Annotated in this window: 12 protein-coding genes; 6 read left to right on the forward strand and 6 right to left on the reverse strand. The window is 69.3% G+C overall.

Annotation, left to right across the window (positions count from 1 at the left end):
- Positions 1-431 precede the first annotated feature (431 nt).
- From ACWGIH_RS07650 to ACWGIH_RS07670, 5 genes are all read right to left on the reverse strand, one after another.
- Positions 432-1,640, reverse strand: coding sequence for an acetate/propionate family kinase (locus ACWGIH_RS07650; protein WP_453447129.1), 1,209 nt, complete (start codon positions 1,638-1,640; stop codon positions 432-434).
- 27 nt (positions 1,641-1,667) lie between these two features.
- Positions 1,668-2,648, reverse strand: a complete 981-nt coding sequence (locus ACWGIH_RS07655; RefSeq protein ID WP_453447131.1) for a TIGR03557 family F420-dependent LLM class oxidoreductase — start codon at positions 2,646-2,648, stop codon at positions 1,668-1,670.
- Between the two features lie 140 nt (positions 2,649-2,788).
- Positions 2,789-4,597: a glycoside hydrolase family 15 protein gene (locus ACWGIH_RS07660; RefSeq protein ID WP_453447132.1), complete on the reverse strand. Its 1,809-nt coding sequence runs from the start codon at positions 4,595-4,597 to the stop codon at positions 2,789-2,791.
- Between the two features lie 95 nt (positions 4,598-4,692).
- Positions 4,693-4,818, reverse strand: a complete 126-nt coding sequence (locus ACWGIH_RS07665) for a hypothetical protein (RefSeq protein WP_453447134.1) — start codon at positions 4,816-4,818, stop codon at positions 4,693-4,695.
- Positions 4,815-6,638 (reverse strand): thiamine pyrophosphate-requiring protein, encoded by a 1,824-nt coding sequence (locus ACWGIH_RS07670; RefSeq protein WP_453447136.1) that lies wholly within the window; start codon positions 6,636-6,638, stop codon positions 4,815-4,817. The genes ACWGIH_RS07665 and ACWGIH_RS07670 overlap by 4 nt, the downstream gene beginning before the upstream one ends.
- Positions 6,639-7,153: 515 nt before the next feature.
- Between ACWGIH_RS07670 and ku the strand changes: the two genes are divergently transcribed.
- From ku to ACWGIH_RS07685, 3 genes are all read left to right on the forward strand, one after another.
- Positions 7,154-8,218 (forward strand): non-homologous end joining protein Ku, encoded by a 1,065-nt coding sequence (ku, locus tag ACWGIH_RS07675; protein ID WP_453447137.1) that lies wholly within the window; start codon positions 7,154-7,156, stop codon positions 8,216-8,218.
- Positions 8,219-8,501: 283 nt separating this feature from the next.
- The gene (locus ACWGIH_RS07680; RefSeq protein ID WP_453447139.1) at positions 8,502-11,036 is read left to right on the forward strand and encodes an ATP-dependent Clp protease ATP-binding subunit; all 2,535 of its coding nucleotides are present in this window, start codon (positions 8,502-8,504) and stop codon (positions 11,034-11,036) included.
- Positions 11,037-11,212: 176 nt separating this feature from the next.
- Positions 11,213-11,575, forward strand: coding sequence for a DUF6479 family protein (locus ACWGIH_RS07685; protein ID WP_453447141.1), 363 nt, complete (start codon positions 11,213-11,215; stop codon positions 11,573-11,575).
- A gap of 49 nt (positions 11,576-11,624) precedes the next feature.
- Here the strand turns inward: ACWGIH_RS07685 and ACWGIH_RS07690 are convergent, their stop codons facing one another.
- Positions 11,625-12,197, reverse strand: coding sequence for a DUF6328 family protein (locus tag ACWGIH_RS07690; RefSeq protein ID WP_453447143.1), 573 nt, complete (start codon positions 12,195-12,197; stop codon positions 11,625-11,627).
- A 260-nt stretch (positions 12,198-12,457) separates the two neighbouring features.
- On the opposite strand from ACWGIH_RS07690, the gene ACWGIH_RS07695 reads away from it, so the two are divergent.
- From ACWGIH_RS07695 to ACWGIH_RS07705, 3 genes are all read left to right on the forward strand, one after another.
- Entirely contained in the window at positions 12,458-12,853 is a 396-nt protein-coding gene (locus ACWGIH_RS07695; RefSeq protein WP_453447326.1) for a CBS domain-containing protein, read from the forward strand.
- Positions 12,854-13,333: 480 nt separating this feature from the next.
- Positions 13,334-13,912, forward strand: coding sequence for a phosphoesterase (locus ACWGIH_RS07700; RefSeq protein ID WP_453447145.1), 579 nt, complete (start codon positions 13,334-13,336; stop codon positions 13,910-13,912).
- Positions 13,909-15,474, forward strand: a complete 1,566-nt coding sequence (locus ACWGIH_RS07705) for an alkaline phosphatase D family protein (protein WP_453447147.1) — start codon at positions 13,909-13,911, stop codon at positions 15,472-15,474. The genes ACWGIH_RS07700 and ACWGIH_RS07705 overlap by 4 nt, the downstream gene beginning before the upstream one ends.
- The last annotated feature ends 134 nt before the right edge of the window (positions 15,475-15,608 follow it).

Below are 15,608 nucleotides of genomic sequence, written 5' to 3' on the forward strand. Positions count from 1 at the left end.
GCCTCTCTCCCTCGGTGGGGGCTGAAGGCTCGTCGCCGTTTCCCGTCATTTCCGGCCCGGCGCCACGCAGGCGGCAGCCCGCCTCACCCGCCGCTTTCGGGCCCCGCGCTTTCAACCTAACCGCGCTCCGCGTCGGGCGCGCGGCCGCTCGATTCCGGGGCTCGGCCTCTGCACGAGCCCGCACGCACCAGCGCCGAAGTACACGATCTCGGGTGGTGACGAGTTGCCCCAGCGCTCTCGGCTCGGGCGGCAGACGACGCCGATGGGCCCGGTGCTCCGCCCCGTGCCCCTGGCGGGAGGGTGAGGTCGCCGCCCAGGGTTGTGTGGTGCGAGGGGATCTTCACGGATTCGGATCCCATGTTGCTCCTGTCTGTGACGCTGTCGGAAGATCGGGGCCGCTCCCGACGGCGGAGAGGGAGGGGTGCTCCGTCTCAGCGGTGGGCCAACAGGGATCGGGTCTCTTTGTCGACCTGCTCAGCCTCTCCGGTGGGTACGACGATGACCGGGACCCGCGCTCCGGGTGGGCTGACGATCTCGGGCCGTTCGGCGACCAACGCCCGCAGACCACCGGTGAGGCCGAGCGTGGCGAGCCGGGCACACACCTCCTCGCGCACCTCGGGCTGGTCCTCGCCGATCTCCCCGGTGAAGACCAGGGCGTCGAGCCGGTCCAGGGACGCGGTCATCTCGGCGATGCCACGACGGCAGTGGTGGGTGAAGACGTCCAGGGCGAGCGCGGCTCGCTCGTCCCCCGCCGCTCGGCTGCGTACCAAATCTCGCGTGTCGCCCGATGTGCCGGACAGGCCGAGCAAACCGGACTCGTGGTTCAGAGCCTTCTCGATGTCCTTGGCCGGCAGGTGGTGCCGGGTCTGCAACCAGGTCAGGGCGCCGGGATCGACGCTGCCACTGCGATGGCTCATCACCAGCCCCTCCAGCGGGGTGAATCCCATCGTCGTGTCGACACTGCGCCCATCGCGCACCGCGCATGCGGAGCACCCCCCGCCAAGGTGAGCGATCACCAGGTGAAGCTGTTCGGGGCGGTGGCCCAGGAGACCGGCAGCCTGGTCGAGCGCCCAGGCGTAGGAAAGCCCGTGGAACCCGTAGCGGCGCAGGCCGTAGTTCTCGCGCCAGGTCGCGGGCACCGCGTATTCCCGCGCGGCAGCGGGCAGCTCGCTGTGGAAAACGGTGTCGAAGCAGGCGACGTGTGGGACGTCCGGCAACAGCTCCCGGGCCGCGTCCAGAACCGTGAGGGCGGGCGGGACGTGCAGCGGCGCGAGGTCGGCCACCTGCTCCAGGACGGCGCGGACCTGGGCGTCGACCACGGTGTGGCCGCGCAGTTCCGGTCCGCCGTGGACGATGCGATGTCCGACGGCGGCGGGGGCGGGCGCCGTGTCCAAAAGCTTCCTCAACGGGCCCGAGGCGTCATCGCCGGGCGGGGATTCACTGTGGTGTTCGGCGAGCGCCTTGCCGTCGGCGCCGAACACGGTCAGGCGCAGACTTGACGATCCCGCATCGGCCACCAGGACCGGGCTGTTGTCCTGTGCGCACACATTGATCCTTCCTGTGGTCTCCGGCAGCACGCGGCGAGAAGCAGCCCGCCCTGCCCTGGCCCCGTACAGCTGTCGCAGCTGTCCTGAGAGCATGCGCGGCAGGCCGGCCCGGGGCCTACGTCAGGCCGTGCTGGGGCTCGGCCGGAGCCGGCGCATGCGCGTGTCGAGTTCTCGCTGGTAGAAGTCGATGAAACCGTCGGGGTCGGGTCCTGCGTTCTGCATGACCAGCCTGTCGAAGCCCGCGTCCACGAACTTCTGCGCCACCTCGACGTACCGCGCGGGGTCCGTGCCACAGGCGAACTTCTGCAGGATGTCGTCCTCACGCACGGTCGAGGTCGCGGCGTCGAAGTTGACCGGGTTGGGCAGCTCGCTCATGACCTTCCACCCGGTCAGTGCCCAACGCGACGTCTCCAGCGCGGCCTTCGCTCCGGTGTGCGCATCGGGCGCCCACGCCATCGGCACCTCCGCGTACCGCGGGCCGTCACCTCCGGCGTCCCGATAGGCCTGGACGATCTCCGGCTTGTCCTCCGTGGCGAACAGGCCGTCGCCCAACTCCGCGGCGAGCCGCGTCGACGCCTTGCCGCTGGCGGCGACCGCGATCAGCGGCAGCTTCTCGGGGAGGTCGAAGACCCGGGCGTCCTCCAGCCGCAGGTGCTTTCCCTCATAGGAGCGGTACCCGCCGCTCCACAGCAGCCGGATGATCTCCAGGGCTTCCTTGAGCATCTCGTGCCGGGTGGAGACGGCGTCCGGAAAGCCGACACCGGTCACGTGCTCGTTGAGCCGTTCGCCCGAGCCCAGGCCGAGCACGAACCGTCCCTCCGACAGCAGGGCGAGAGTGGCAGCGGCCTGCGCGATGATCGCCGGGTGATAGCGCACCGTCGGGCACGTCACGCCGGTCGCCAGCTCGATCCGTTCGGTCTTGGCCGCGATGCTGCCGAGGACCGTCCAGGCGAACGGTGAATGCCCCTGCACGTCGAGCCAGGGATGGTAGTGGTCGCTGATCTCCACGAAGTCGAAACCCGCCTTCTCGGCGAGAACCGCCTGCCGCACCAGTTCCGACGGGCCGAACGCCTCGGCGGCCAGCTTGTAGCCGATCTTCATGTGCTTCTCGTCTCCTCGCTTGTCAGCGCTGCTTTCGTCCACTTTCGGTACCCACCGACATTTGGACACAACGCGCGCATGAGTTGATACCGCTGACGGAGTGGGGGCCGGTTCCGGGCAGCTTCTTCCTGACCCTCGGGCTACCCGCGCTCGCGCTGCGCCGGTGGCGGCGGGTCCTCGCTGAGACGCGCGGCGCACTCCAGGAGCAGAGCGTGCACGAAGGCCTGCGGGAGGTTGCCGCGCAGCTGCCGCTGGATGATGTCGTACTCCTCGGCGAACAGACCGGGAGGGCCGCAGGCCGCCCTGTTGCGTTCGAAGAAGCGCAGAGCGCGCGTGGTGTGGCCCTGCTGGTGTTCGGCCAGTGCCATCAGAAAACCGCACAGCAGGAACGCGCCCTCGGCCTCGGCCAGCGGCCCGTCGTCCTGGCGGAAGCGGTAGACGTACTCGTCACGGGCCAGTTCCCGCCGGACGGCACGCACGGTGGCACGAGTGCGGGGATCGTCCCCCGCCAATGCGCCGCGGATGGGCGGCATCAGGAGCGACGCGTCGACACCCGGCAGGTCCGGCGCCCGCTTCCAGTGCCCGTCGGGGTGCAGGCTGGTACGTGCCGTGTCGGCCAGGATCGTGTCGGCGAGTGAGGTGAGGCGACCGACGTCCCTGCCGGTACCGGGGAGGGCGGCCACCGCGCGCAGACCGGCCACACAGCTCAGCTTGGAGTGCGTCCAGTGCCGGTCGTCGATCTCCCAGATGCCGGCATCAGGCCGGTTCCACAGCTGTTCGACCGCGGCGACGGCGACCTGCACGGCGCGCCGGCCTTCGGGGTCCAGCCGGCCCGCATGGCCCGCGGCGGCCAGCAGTTGCAGGGCCTCGCCATACGTGTCGAGTTGGAACTGCTGGTTGACCCAGTTGCCGATCTTGTCGGTTCCTCCCGGATAGCCGGGCAGATCCAGGGTGTGTTCGGAAGGCACCGCACCGCCGGTGACAGTGTAGGCGGGTTTGAGCTCCGGCCCGTCCTGGAGAAGTCTGGCCGAGACGAAGCCGACCGCTGAGTCGAGAAGGCCGGTGGCACCGACGCCCACGGCTGCGATGCCCGCGTAGCACTGGTCGCGGATCCACGCATAGCGGTAGTCGTAATTGCGGCCCGCTCCCGCGCGTTCGGGCAGGCACATCGTGGCGGCGGCGACCATGCCGCCGCTCCTGCTGGTCAGGCCGCGCAGGACGGCCAGGGCATGGTGGGCGTCTCGCGTCGCGATGGTCTCGGGAGGCTCGGGACAGTTCCGCGCCCAGGAGGCCTCGGTGGCCGCCCATGCCGCGTCGGGCTGTACCGGTTCGGCGGGCAGCGCGTTGGGGGACAGTTCCAGGACGAGGTCGTGCCGCTGGCCCGGCGGCACGGTCAGCTCGAAGGTGAGCACCTCGCCGCCACCATCCGGGGTACGAGTTGCCCGCGCCGCCGCAGCACCGCTCCAGCGCCAGTTCAGCGGGCCTGTCTTTCCGGTCCACACGTCGTCGTGGAGCCGGACGTCGTGGCTGCTGTCACCGCCGAACGCGCCACGGGGCTCGAGGACGATCCGTACCCGCGCGGGGCAGTCCGTCGCCAGGATCCGGCGCAGCAGCACCACGCGGTCGCTCTCGCCGGGGAAGGCGAGGGCTTCGCGGCATTCGACGGGCCCTTCGCCGGTGATGAAGCGGCTGCGCCAGATCAGGCTGCCCGTCTCGTAGAAGCCACCCCACACGTGCCGCGGGTCGAGCGGCGTGACGGCGTAGCTGCCGCTGCCGCCCACGAGTGCCGAGAACACGGCGTCGGAGTCCCACCGCGGCGCGCACATCCACGCGATGTCGCCGTGCGGGCCGACCAGAGCGCCCCGTTCGCCGTCGGCCAGCAGCGCGTACTCCCGCAGCACGTGCGGCGCGAAAACGGGGCCGGTGTCGGTGTGGTCCGGCGTGAACATCACGTGGTCCTCTCCGGTCGAAATCCTCTGGCAGGGCGGGGCGTTGATGGGCCATCAGGAGACGCGGCAGCGCTCTGCCGCTTCACGTCGGAAGGTCAGGCCGAGCCCAGTTCGCCCGTGGCGCCGCCGTCGGCCTCCGGTCCGTCCGTGGGGACGGTGTAGACGGCCACATCCACACCGTCCCCCGCAGGTTCGGCACCGGACCGAGCACCGTGGGTCATGTGGCGTCCGATCCCCCGCGGGCGCCCGAGTCGCCACTAGAGCCGCGCCCGGGGAGCATTTCCTGCACCTTGGCCTTGAACCCCTGCCGGATCATGCCGACCCGGTCGCTGTCGCCCTTGAGGATGGCCGACGCCGCGGCCTCGATCTGATCGAGGCTGGCGTGCGGGGGAATCGGCGGCACCGCCGGGTCGGTGCGGAAGTCGATCACGAAGGGCCGGTCCGAGCCGAGCGCGCGATGCCAGGCACTCTCCACGTCGCCCGGCTTCTCCACGCGCACGCCGTCGAGACCGATGGACTTGGCGAAGTCGGCGTAGGGCACGTCGGGGAGCGCCTGCGAGGGCAGGAACTGCGGGGCTCCGGACATGGCCCGCATCTCCCAGGTGACCTGATTGAGGTCCTGGTTGTTGAGAACCGCCACGACCAGCCGCGGATCCTGCCACTCGGGCCAGTACTTGGCGATGGTGATGAGCTCGGCCATCCCGTTCATCTGCATGGCACCATCACCCACGAGTGCGATGGCGGGTCGCTCGGGGTGGGCGAACTTCGCGCCGATCACGTACGGGACGCCGGGCCCCATGGTGGCGAGGGTGCCGGAGAGGGAACCGCGCATCGTGCCTCGCATGCGCAGATGCCGGGCGTACCAGTTCGCGGCGGAGCCGGAGTCGGCGGCGAGGATCACGTCGTTGGGCAGCAAGGCGTCGAGTGCGTGGACCACGTACTCGGGGTTGATGGGGTCGGCCTCCACGGCGGCCCGTCGTTCCATGACCTCCCACCAGCGCGCCGTGTCCTTCTCGATCTTCTTCCGCCAGGATCCGTGCTTCTTTTTCTTCAGCTGCGGCAACAGGGCCTTGAGGGTCTCCTTGGCGTCGCCCACCAGGTTGACCTCGAAGGGGTAGCGCAGCCCGATCATGTGCGGATCGATGTCGATCTGGACCGCTCGCGCCTGGTCGAGATCCGGCATGAACTGGGTGTACGGAAAGCTGGAGCCGATGACGAGCAGCGTGTCGCAGTCCTGCATGAGCTCGTACGAAGGGCGGGTGCCGAGCAGGCCGATGGACCCCGTCACGTACGGCAGATCGTCCGGCAGCGCGTCCTTGCCCAGCAGCGCCTTGGCGATCCCGGCACTCAGTTTCTCCGCGGCCACCTCGACCTCGGCACGGGCACCCCGTGCGCCCTGGCCGATGAGGATGGCCACCTTCTCTCCCGCGTTCAGCACTTCGGCGGCCTTGGTGATGTCTGCCGCGGCGGGAACGGGCGCGTAGGAGGCCATGCCCAGGCTGGAAGGCACCATCTTGAACGCGTGGGTCGGCGGGGAGTAGTCCAGCTCCTGCACGTCGGCGGGGACGATGATCGCGGTCACCGTCCGGCGCGCGTATGCGGTACGCATCGCCCTGTCGATGGCGTTGGGGAGCTGCTCGGGCACCGTCACCATCTCGCAGAAGTCCGAGGCGACGTCCTTGTAGAGGCTCAACAGGTCGACTTCCTGCTGATAGGAGCCGCCCATGGCCGTGCGGTTGGTCTGTCCGACGATCGCGACCACCGGCACGTGGTCGAGCTTCGCGTCGTACAGGCCGTTCAGGAGGTGGATCGCGCCCGGTCCCGAGGTCGCCGCGCACACACCCACCTTGCCGGAGAACTTCGCGTATCCGACCGCCTCGAAGGCTGACATCTCCTCGTGCCTGGACTGAATGAACTGTGGCTTGTTGTCCGCTCGCTCCCAGGCGGCGAGCAGGCCGTTGATGCCGTCGCCGGCATAGGCGAAGACCCGCTCGACCTCCCATTCACGCAGTCGCTGGAGAATGTAGTCGGAGACTTTCATGGACACAGAGCTGGCCTTTCTCTAGAGAATCAAAGGGGCCGTCAAGGGTGCTGGCGACGGCGGGCCAGAGCGGTCGCGCCAGGCAGCCGCCGCCGCGCGCAGGGCCGCCACACACGCGGTGACCGCGCCGGGGCCCGGGACGGGACAGTGGGGCGGGAGCCGGCCTTCTCCGGTTGGCCGGCCGGGAGCGGGCCGTCCAGGGCAAGGGCCAGGACTTCCGCCAGGTGCATCGCCCGGCGGTCGGCCACATCCTTCACCGTGTGCCTCCCGCGCCGGGACCCGGAGACATCCTCATGAACTCATTCACTCCCTTGCCGCGTGGTCCGACAACCGGAACCGGCCGCGCACCCCTACACCCCGTTGCCCGGCGGCACCGGCGCACGGCCGCTCAGCCGCGGTGCACACTCCGGGTATCCGAGCGGCCGCTCGAGGAAACATGTGGCAGCGGCTCCTCCCCGGATGCGACGAGCCCTTCACCGGGGTGCCATGGGAAAGGCAGAAAGGGGCGTCACGACATGGCACGTCCAGTGTGGAGCGGAACGCTGACCTTCGGTCTCGTGTCCCTGCCCGTCCAGATGTTCACCGCCACGGACAGCCACACCGTGCGCTTCCACCAGTTGCAGCGCGGCACGTCCGACCGGGTGCGCAACAAACGGGTGAACGAACGCACCGGCGACGAAGTCCCTCTCGACGAGATCGTCAAGGCCTTCGACGCCGGTGACGAGTACGTGCTGATCGAGCCGGACGAGCTGGACGACATCGCGCCGGGGCGCTCCAAGACTCTGGAGATCTCCGGCTTCGTCGACCTGGAGGAGATCGAGCCGATCTTCTTCGACAAGACGTACTACCTCGGTCCCAAGGGCAAGGAGTACGCCAAGGTCTACGCCCTGCTCGAGAAGGCGCTGGCCGAGGCGGACCGAGCCGGGATCGCCACCTTCGTGATGCGCAATCACCAGTATCTGGTCGCGGTGAAGGCCGAGGGAGGCCTCCTGACGCTGCACACCCTCCATTGGTCCGACGAGATCCGTGACCCCCGTGAAGAGATCGACAACCTGCCCGGGAAGACGAAGGTCACCGACCGCGAGCTGAAGATGGCGCGCCAACTCGTGGACACGCTCCGCATCGACTGGAACCCCGATGACTTCCACGACACCTACCAGGAGCAGGTGGCCGCTCTCATCGAGGCCAAGCGCAAGGGCGAGGCGGTCGAGAAAGCGGAACCCCCCGCGGAGTCCACCAACGTCATCGACCTCATGAACGCCCTGAAGGCGAGCGTCGACCGGGCGAAGAAGCCCGCGCGCGGCGGCGGCAAGAAGCGCGCCAATAACGCCGAGAGCGCCGAGAGCGCCGAGACCAAGGCATCGGCCCCGAGCCATATTCGCGACGCCGCCGCCAAGCGCAGGACCTCAGGTGGCGGGAAGCGGAAAGCGAGCCACAAGCCTGCGTCGCTCGACGAACTGACCAAGGCCGAGCTCTATCAGCGGGCCGCGGAGGCCTCGGTCCAGGGACGCTCCTCCATGAACCGGGAAGAGCTTCTCGAGTCTCTTCGCGGCACGCGACAGCACAAGGCCACGTCCTGATCGCCCCGCCCGGCCACCTGAGACCCGCGCGTTTGGCGCTGTGCTTCGCGGGCACTTCGAGCACCGGCGCGCGACGATCAGAAGGCGAAACAGGACCAAGGCCCGTGCCGGCCGCCTCGGCGCTGCCGGCGCCGGTGCCGAGGAAGCGGTGGTCCACGTCATGCCCGACGAGGACCTCTTACCGGTTCGGGTCGGCCCGGACCGACGGTGTCCGGCAAGAGGCACTCCACACGACGACGCACGAGTGCGTCCCGGTCGCCCGGGGCGACGGAAATGGACGAGCATGAGCAGCGGTTTCCCGGGACCCGAGGGATTTGGACAGGATCCCTTCGGAGAGCTTTTCGCACGATTCTTCGGCAACGGCCGACGGCACATCGACTTCGACAGGCTCATGAGCGGTCCCGCCCGGCAGCTGGTGACCACGGCAGCCTCGTACGCCGCGGAACACGGCCAGAGCAACCTCGACACGGAACACCTGCTGCGGGCAGCCCTGACCCTCGAACCCACGCGCGGCCTCATCGAGCGCTCGGGAGCCGACCCCGAGACCATCGCCGACGAGATCGACCGGCACGCCGGTGAGACCGAGGGCGTCACGCCCCCGCAGGCGGTGGCGCTCACCCCCGCCGTCAAGCGGGCACTGCTCGACGCACATGACGTGGCGCGAGCCGTCGGGGCCGGCTACATCGGCCCCGAGCACATCGTCATGGCACTCGCCGCCAATCCCGACAGCGCAGCCGGACACATCCTCAACGCGGCGCGCTTCGACCCCGGCTCCACACCACAGACCCCGCAGGGGCAGCCGGGCGCCGCCGAGCCGCGGCAACAGGGTTCAGGAGGCGCCACGCCCACCCTCGACCAGTACGGGCGGGACCTGACCGCACTGGCCAGGGAAGGCCGCGTCGACCCGGTCATCGGCCGCGAGGAAGAGATCGAGCAGACCATCGAGGTGCTCTCGCGGCGCGGCAAGAACAATCCGGTGCTCATCGGTGACGCGGGTGTGGGCAAGACCGCAGTGGTGGAAGGCCTTGCCCAGCGGATCGCGGACGGTGACGTACCGGAGACCCTCGCCGACCGCCGTGTCATCGCCCTCGACCTGGCGGGCGTCGTGGCCGGCACGCGCTACCGGGGCGACTTCGAGGAGCGGCTGAACGGCATCATAAACGAGGTGCGCGCGCACTCCGACGAGGTGATCGTCTTCATCGACGAACTGCACACGGTGGTCGGAGCCGGCGGCGGTGGTTCCGAGGGCGGATCGATGGACGCGGGCAACATGCTCAAGCCCGCGCTGGCCCGGGGCGAACTGCATGTGATCGGCGCGACCACCCTGGAGGAGTACCGGCGGTACATCGAGAAGGACGCCGCCCTCGCCCGCCGCTTCCAGCCGATCCTGGTCCCCGAGCCGACGGCCGCGGACGCGGTGGAGATCCTGCGCGGGCTGCGCGACCGCTACGAGGCGCACCACCAGGTGCGCTACTCCGACCAGGCCCTGCTCGCCGCCGTGGAACTGTCCGACCGCTACCTCACCGAGCGGTTCCTGCCGGACAAGGCCATCGACCTCATGGACCAGGCCGGGGCGCGGGTGCGTCTGCGCTCGCGCACGAAGGGCACGGACGTGCGCGCGCTGGAACGCGAGTTGGAGCAGGCGGTCCGCGACAAGGACCAGGCGGTAGCGGCGGAGAACTACGAACGTGCCACCGAACTCCGCGATCGCATCGGCGAGCTGACCCGGAAGATCAAGGCGGGGCAGACCCGCGAGCCGGGCGACGGGCACATCATCGAGGTGTCCCCCGAGGACATTGCCGAGGTGGTCTCCCGCCAGACCGGCATCCCCGTCAGCACCCTGACCCAGGAGGAGAAGGAACGCCTGCTCGGCCTGGAACAGCATCTGCACCAACGCGTCATCGGACAGGACGAGGCCGTCAGCGCCGTGGCCGAGGCAGTCCTCCGCTCACGCTCCGGTCTGTCGAGCCCCGACCGGCCCATCGGCAGCTTCCTCTTCCTCGGGCCCACCGGTGTGGGCAAGACAGAGCTCGCACGGGCACTGGCCGAGGCACTGTTCGGCAGCGAGGAGCGCATGGTCCGGCTCGACATGAGCGAGTTCCAGGAGCGGCACACGGTCAGCCGCCTCGTCGGAGCGCCTCCCGGTTACGTGGGCCACGAGGAGGCGGGCCAGCTCACCGAGGCCGTACGACGCCACCCGTACTCGCTGCTGCTGCTCGACGAGGTGGAAAAGGCCCACCCCGACGTCTTCAACATTCTTCTGCAGGTACTGGACGACGGGCGGCTGACCGACGCCCAGGGGCGCACGGTCAACTTCACCAACACCGTCATTGTGATGACCAGCAACCTGGGCTCCGAGGCGATCACCGGACGAGGCGCGGCACTCGGCTTTCGGGTGGACGGCTCCGACTCCGACGAGGAGGCGCGGCGCGAGCAGGTGCTGCGGCCGCTGCGCGAGCATTTCAGGCCGGAGTTCCTCAATCGCATCGACGAGGTCGTTATCTTCCGGCGGCTCAGCAGCGAGCAGTTGCGACAGGTCACCGATCTGCTCCTGGAGGAGACCCGGCGCAGGCTGCGCGCCCAGGACATCACCATCGACTTCTCCCCCGCGGCAGTGGACTGGCTCGCAGAGCGCGGTCACCAGCCCGAGTACGGCGCCCGTCCGCTGCGCCGCACCATCCAGCGCGAGGTGGACAACCGGCTCTCTCGACTGCTCCTGGACGGGCAACTGGCCGCCGGCAGCCGGGTCCTGGTGGACGTCGATGACGACGCGCTGAGCATCCGCCCGGCCCAGGACCCGGCATCGCTGGAGGAGTGACGATGCCAGAACCGGGACAAGGTTGCGCCTCCTCCCCGGTTACACCAAACCAGCTGTTGCAATGTTGGCGCGCTATTCCCTCCCCGGCTATTCCCTACCTCTGAGGTCACCGCTATAGGACGCGGGAGGGACAGGGACAGCTGGCATGACTCGCGCAGGGCGGGTACAACGTTTGTATGGAATCTACGACGCACTGGGAATTGGCCGCTTCCTCGGGCACGGCTTTGCTCATGTGGATTGTTGGCCTGGTCGTGGTCGGTGTTCTTCTGGCCGCCTTTATGTGGGGCCGTCGGATTCGCGCGCGTGAGCCCGCGCCGCCCCGACCGGAAGAGCAGCCGAAAATGCCCGATGACGGTCCCGTCAGGGAAGTCCGGGAGTTTCGGGAGCCGAACGAAGTCCCGCGCGACGGTGGTCGGCTGACGCCGCATGAGCTGGACGGCGGCTACGGCACCCCGAGCACCCACCCCAGCCCTTCGCAGGATCCGGAAGACCACAAGAAATCCAACGGCGGCAGCTTCGGCAGCGGCGGCCTCGGCTGACCGAGCCGATCCTTGCCGCGAGAAGTGAAGCAGGAGCAATGTCGGCACGCTACGCGTCGATCCCACCGGTACGGCGCGCGGCGGCACGGCGGCGCAGTCGCATCGGCAGCACGTACCAGCAGAACCCGAACCAGAGCATGACCCCGCCGACGAGTATTTCGGCCAGGGCGCCCGGGACCACTAGGCGCAGGATCAGCAGGAGCGTGCAGCCGATGGTCAGTGCGAGAAGCACCATGCCGAAGATCATCAGACGGCCCGCGGCCTCGACCACTTCGTCCTTCATGCGTTGGCCGGAAAGAAAGCGGTGGATGGAAACGGGCGCTATCAACGAGCCTGTCGCTGACGCACCGAGAATGACAGTGACCACGTAAACGACTCGGTCGAACGTGTCCAACTGCCGGAAAAGGGGAGTAAAGGCCACGCTGAGCAGAAAACCGAAGAGGATCTGCACCCCGGTCTGAGCGACCCGGGTCTCCTGAAGGATTTCGTTCCAGCGTCGATTGACTCGTTGACGTGCGTTCTCCGGCGGTTCGATGCCGAGTTCCGGAGCACCGGTGTCCCGGCATCCGCGACACGTCGAGGTTTCTTCGGCGGACTCTGCCGCCTGCTCCGTCATGGCCATGGCTTCCTCCTGTTCCAGAAAAGCCGAATGCCCCGCACTGCGCGAATCATGCAGGACCAAGCGGGTCCGAGCCGCCCCACTCCCCCCAACCGGCCAGGCGAACCAGCCCTGATTCGTGAAGAACTTCCGCTTGCTTGTTTCACAGTCGCCGGACCCGGTCACCCGAAACGGACAGCCTTCGGCGCGCAAGGGTGCCGGAGCGCGAGGTACCTGCGAAGGGACGGCGATTCACCGTGCACACCACGAAGGCACGCGACATCATGACCGGCGGCGCGCAGTGCGTACAGGCGCACGAGAGCGCGCTCGACGCGGCTCGCAGGATGAAGGAGCTGCAGGTGGGCGCCCTGCCCATCTGCGGCGAGAACAACCGCCTCGTCGGCGTGGTGACCGACCGGGACATCGTGGTCAAGGTCGTGGGTCAAGGACTCGACCCGGCTGAGGTCGAGACGGGCACGCTCGCACAGGGTGAGGCCGTGACGATCGGCGCGGACGACGGCGCGGACGAGATCTTCGCGACCTTGAGCCAGCACAAGGTGCGACGGCTGCCCGTGATCGACGGCACCGACCTCGTCGGCATGGTCGCCCTCGCGGACGCGGCCCGAGCTCTGGAAGCACCGGACGCAGGTCGCCTGATCGAAGCGCTCTCCACCGACTGACGGTCTGCGAGAGACCGCGCCGTAGGGCGCCGGCCGGTTTACCCGGCCGGTTCGGATGATGTGGCCGTGCTCGTCGCCCCGACCCGTCGAGACGGCCGGCAGCAGCACCATGGGCTTGGCGCCGCCGCGCCAAGCCCATGGTGCTGCCTGCGCGACATGTGGTCAGTGACGGGCATCGATCGTCCGAGTCCGCCGAGGGCTGAGCACTGCGGCAGACAATGCGCACCCTTGGGACATGCTCGCGCAGACCGCACAAGCCTCCCGCGAAGACGAGCCGCCCCGCACGGAGTTGCCGCAACTGAGCCAGCACACGGGCCCGCCGCTCCGGCTCACTCCGGGCGCCGGAACAGTGGGGACTCGCCACCAACGGCACACGGCCGCAAGCAGGTGGTGGTAACAGAATTCGCCGGAATGCTTCTCCTGATTCATGCGGGGCTGGTGGGATGACCGCGCTCATCTCACCGATCACAGGAGGCGCGCGTGAATCTCGTCGTCAACGGCGACGCGGAGAGCGGGGTCGGCGGCACCGCCGACCCCGTCTCGAAGGTCCACGGCTGGAAGGTCACCCAAGGAGCCCCGGCGCTCATCGCCTACAGCCTCGGCGGTGGCTACCCGACCGCGTCGGACCCCGGCCCGGCCCGCCGCGGAAGCCGCTTCTACTCGGGCGGCAACAGCCCGCGCACCGCCCTGGTACAGGACGTCGACCTGCCCAGGAGTGGTCCGACCGGACGCCGCGCCGTCGACGGGGGCAAGGTCCGCTACACGCTGGCCGGCTGGCTCGGCGGCTTTGCCTCGCAGGAGGACGGCGCACGCCTCTCCGTGGAGTTCCGCGACGCCAAGGGCACCCCGATCGCCCTCAGCGTCCTAGGCCCCGTCAGCGCGGCCGACCGGCAGAGCAAGACCGGACTCCTCGAGCGCACGGCCGAAGCCGCGGTGCCGCCCACGGCCCGCTCGGCGCGGGTCCTGCTCGTCTTCACGCGCGGCGGCAGCGGCACCTCCAACGACGGTTACGCGGACGCCCTTTCCCTCACCCTCAGCGCCACCGGAGGCCGCCGATGACCGCCAACCGCCGTGACCTGCTCAAGTCCGCCGCGGCCGTCGGCGCGCTCAGCCTCGCCTGGCCGCTCGCCCCGGGACTCACCCCGGCGCAGGCCCGCGAAGCCGCCGAGAACCTGGGCGCCGCGTACGACCGCGCGCCCTTCACGCTGGGCGTCGCCTCCGGCGATCCGCAGCAGCATTCCGTGGTGCTGTGGACCAGACTCGCGCCCGAGCCCCTCGCCGCCGAGCAGAGACTTCCCGAGGTCGTCGAGGTCGAGTGGGTTGTTGCCAAGGACGCCCGGCTGCGCCGGGTGGTCGCCCGCGGCACCGCCCCGGCGTCGGCGACGCTGGGCCACAGCGTGCACGTCCCGGTGAGCGGCCTCGCCCCCGGCCGCCACTACTGGTACGCGTTCAAGGCGCTCGGCAAGACATCCCGCGTGGGGCGCACGAAGACGGCGCCGAGCGGCCGCGTCTCCAAGGTCACCTTCGCGGCCGCCAACTGCCAAGCGTTCCACGACGGTTTCTACGCCGCCCACCGCGGCATAGCCCGCGAGAACGTCGACTTCGTCATGCACCTCGGCGACTACATCTACGAGCACGGCCAGGTCGGCGGCGTCTCCGAGGCGCATGTGCGCGACCACGACGGCCCGGAGATCCTCACGCTCGCCGACTACCGCAAACGGCATGCCCTCTACAAGGGCGACGCATCACTGCGCGAGGCGCACGCCGCCCACCCGTGGTTCCTGACCTGGGACGACCACGAGGTTGCCAACGACTACAGCGGCACCGGCGGCGGCGCCCCGTTCATGCAGCGAAGGGCAGCGGCGTACCAGGCGTGGTTCGAGCACATGCCGCACCGCGACTCCTTCGGCGGTTCCGCGCTGCCCGACCCCGAGATCCACCGGGTGCGACGCTGGGGCGATCTGCTGGAACTGGCCGTCCTGGACCTGCGCTCCTACCGCTCGGCGCAGAACCTGCCGGATGGCACGATCCTGGGCGCCGAGCAGAAGGCGTGGCTGAAGAAGACCGTCGACCGGGCACCCGACGCCTGGCACGTGTGGGCCAACTCCATCATGCTGAGCCAGCTCCGGGGCCGTCCTGGCGGCTCGTACATGTTCACCGATCAGTGGGACGGCTTCCTCGCCGAGCGCAAGGAGGTCCTCGGGCACGTGCACAAGAGCGGCCTGGAGGACCTGGTCGTCATCACCGGCGACTGGCACTCCGCCTTCGTAGACGACATCCGCACCGATTTCGACGAGCCTCAATCCCCCTTGGTGGGCACGGAGTTCACCGCGCACTCGGTGACTTCCGGCGCCTACTCCGCGGACTGGAACGCGACCAACGGCCCCCTGATGGGCAAGGCCAATCCACACCTGAAGTACTTCGAGGGCAACCGGTACGGCTACGACGTGTACGAGGTGACACCGGAGCGCTTCAGCGCGCACATGCGGGTCATCGGCGACCGCCGCGACCCGCACTCGCCCGTCAGCACCCTGACGACGTTCCACGTGGACCGGGGCAAGGCCGGGTCCTACGAGGATGAGGACACGAAGGGTTCGCCCGCGCAGTACCGCAGGGTCTGACACCGGATAGCGACGTGCCCCCGCCCACACGCCCCGGGCCCCGCCCGGTGGCGCCCCCCCGCGCCCGGCGCCATACAGAAATACGCCAACCACAAACAAGCCTGGGCGACCCCCCCGTAGGCGTTGAAAACCCA

Source organism: Streptomyces sp. NPDC054872 (assembly GCF_053610705.1).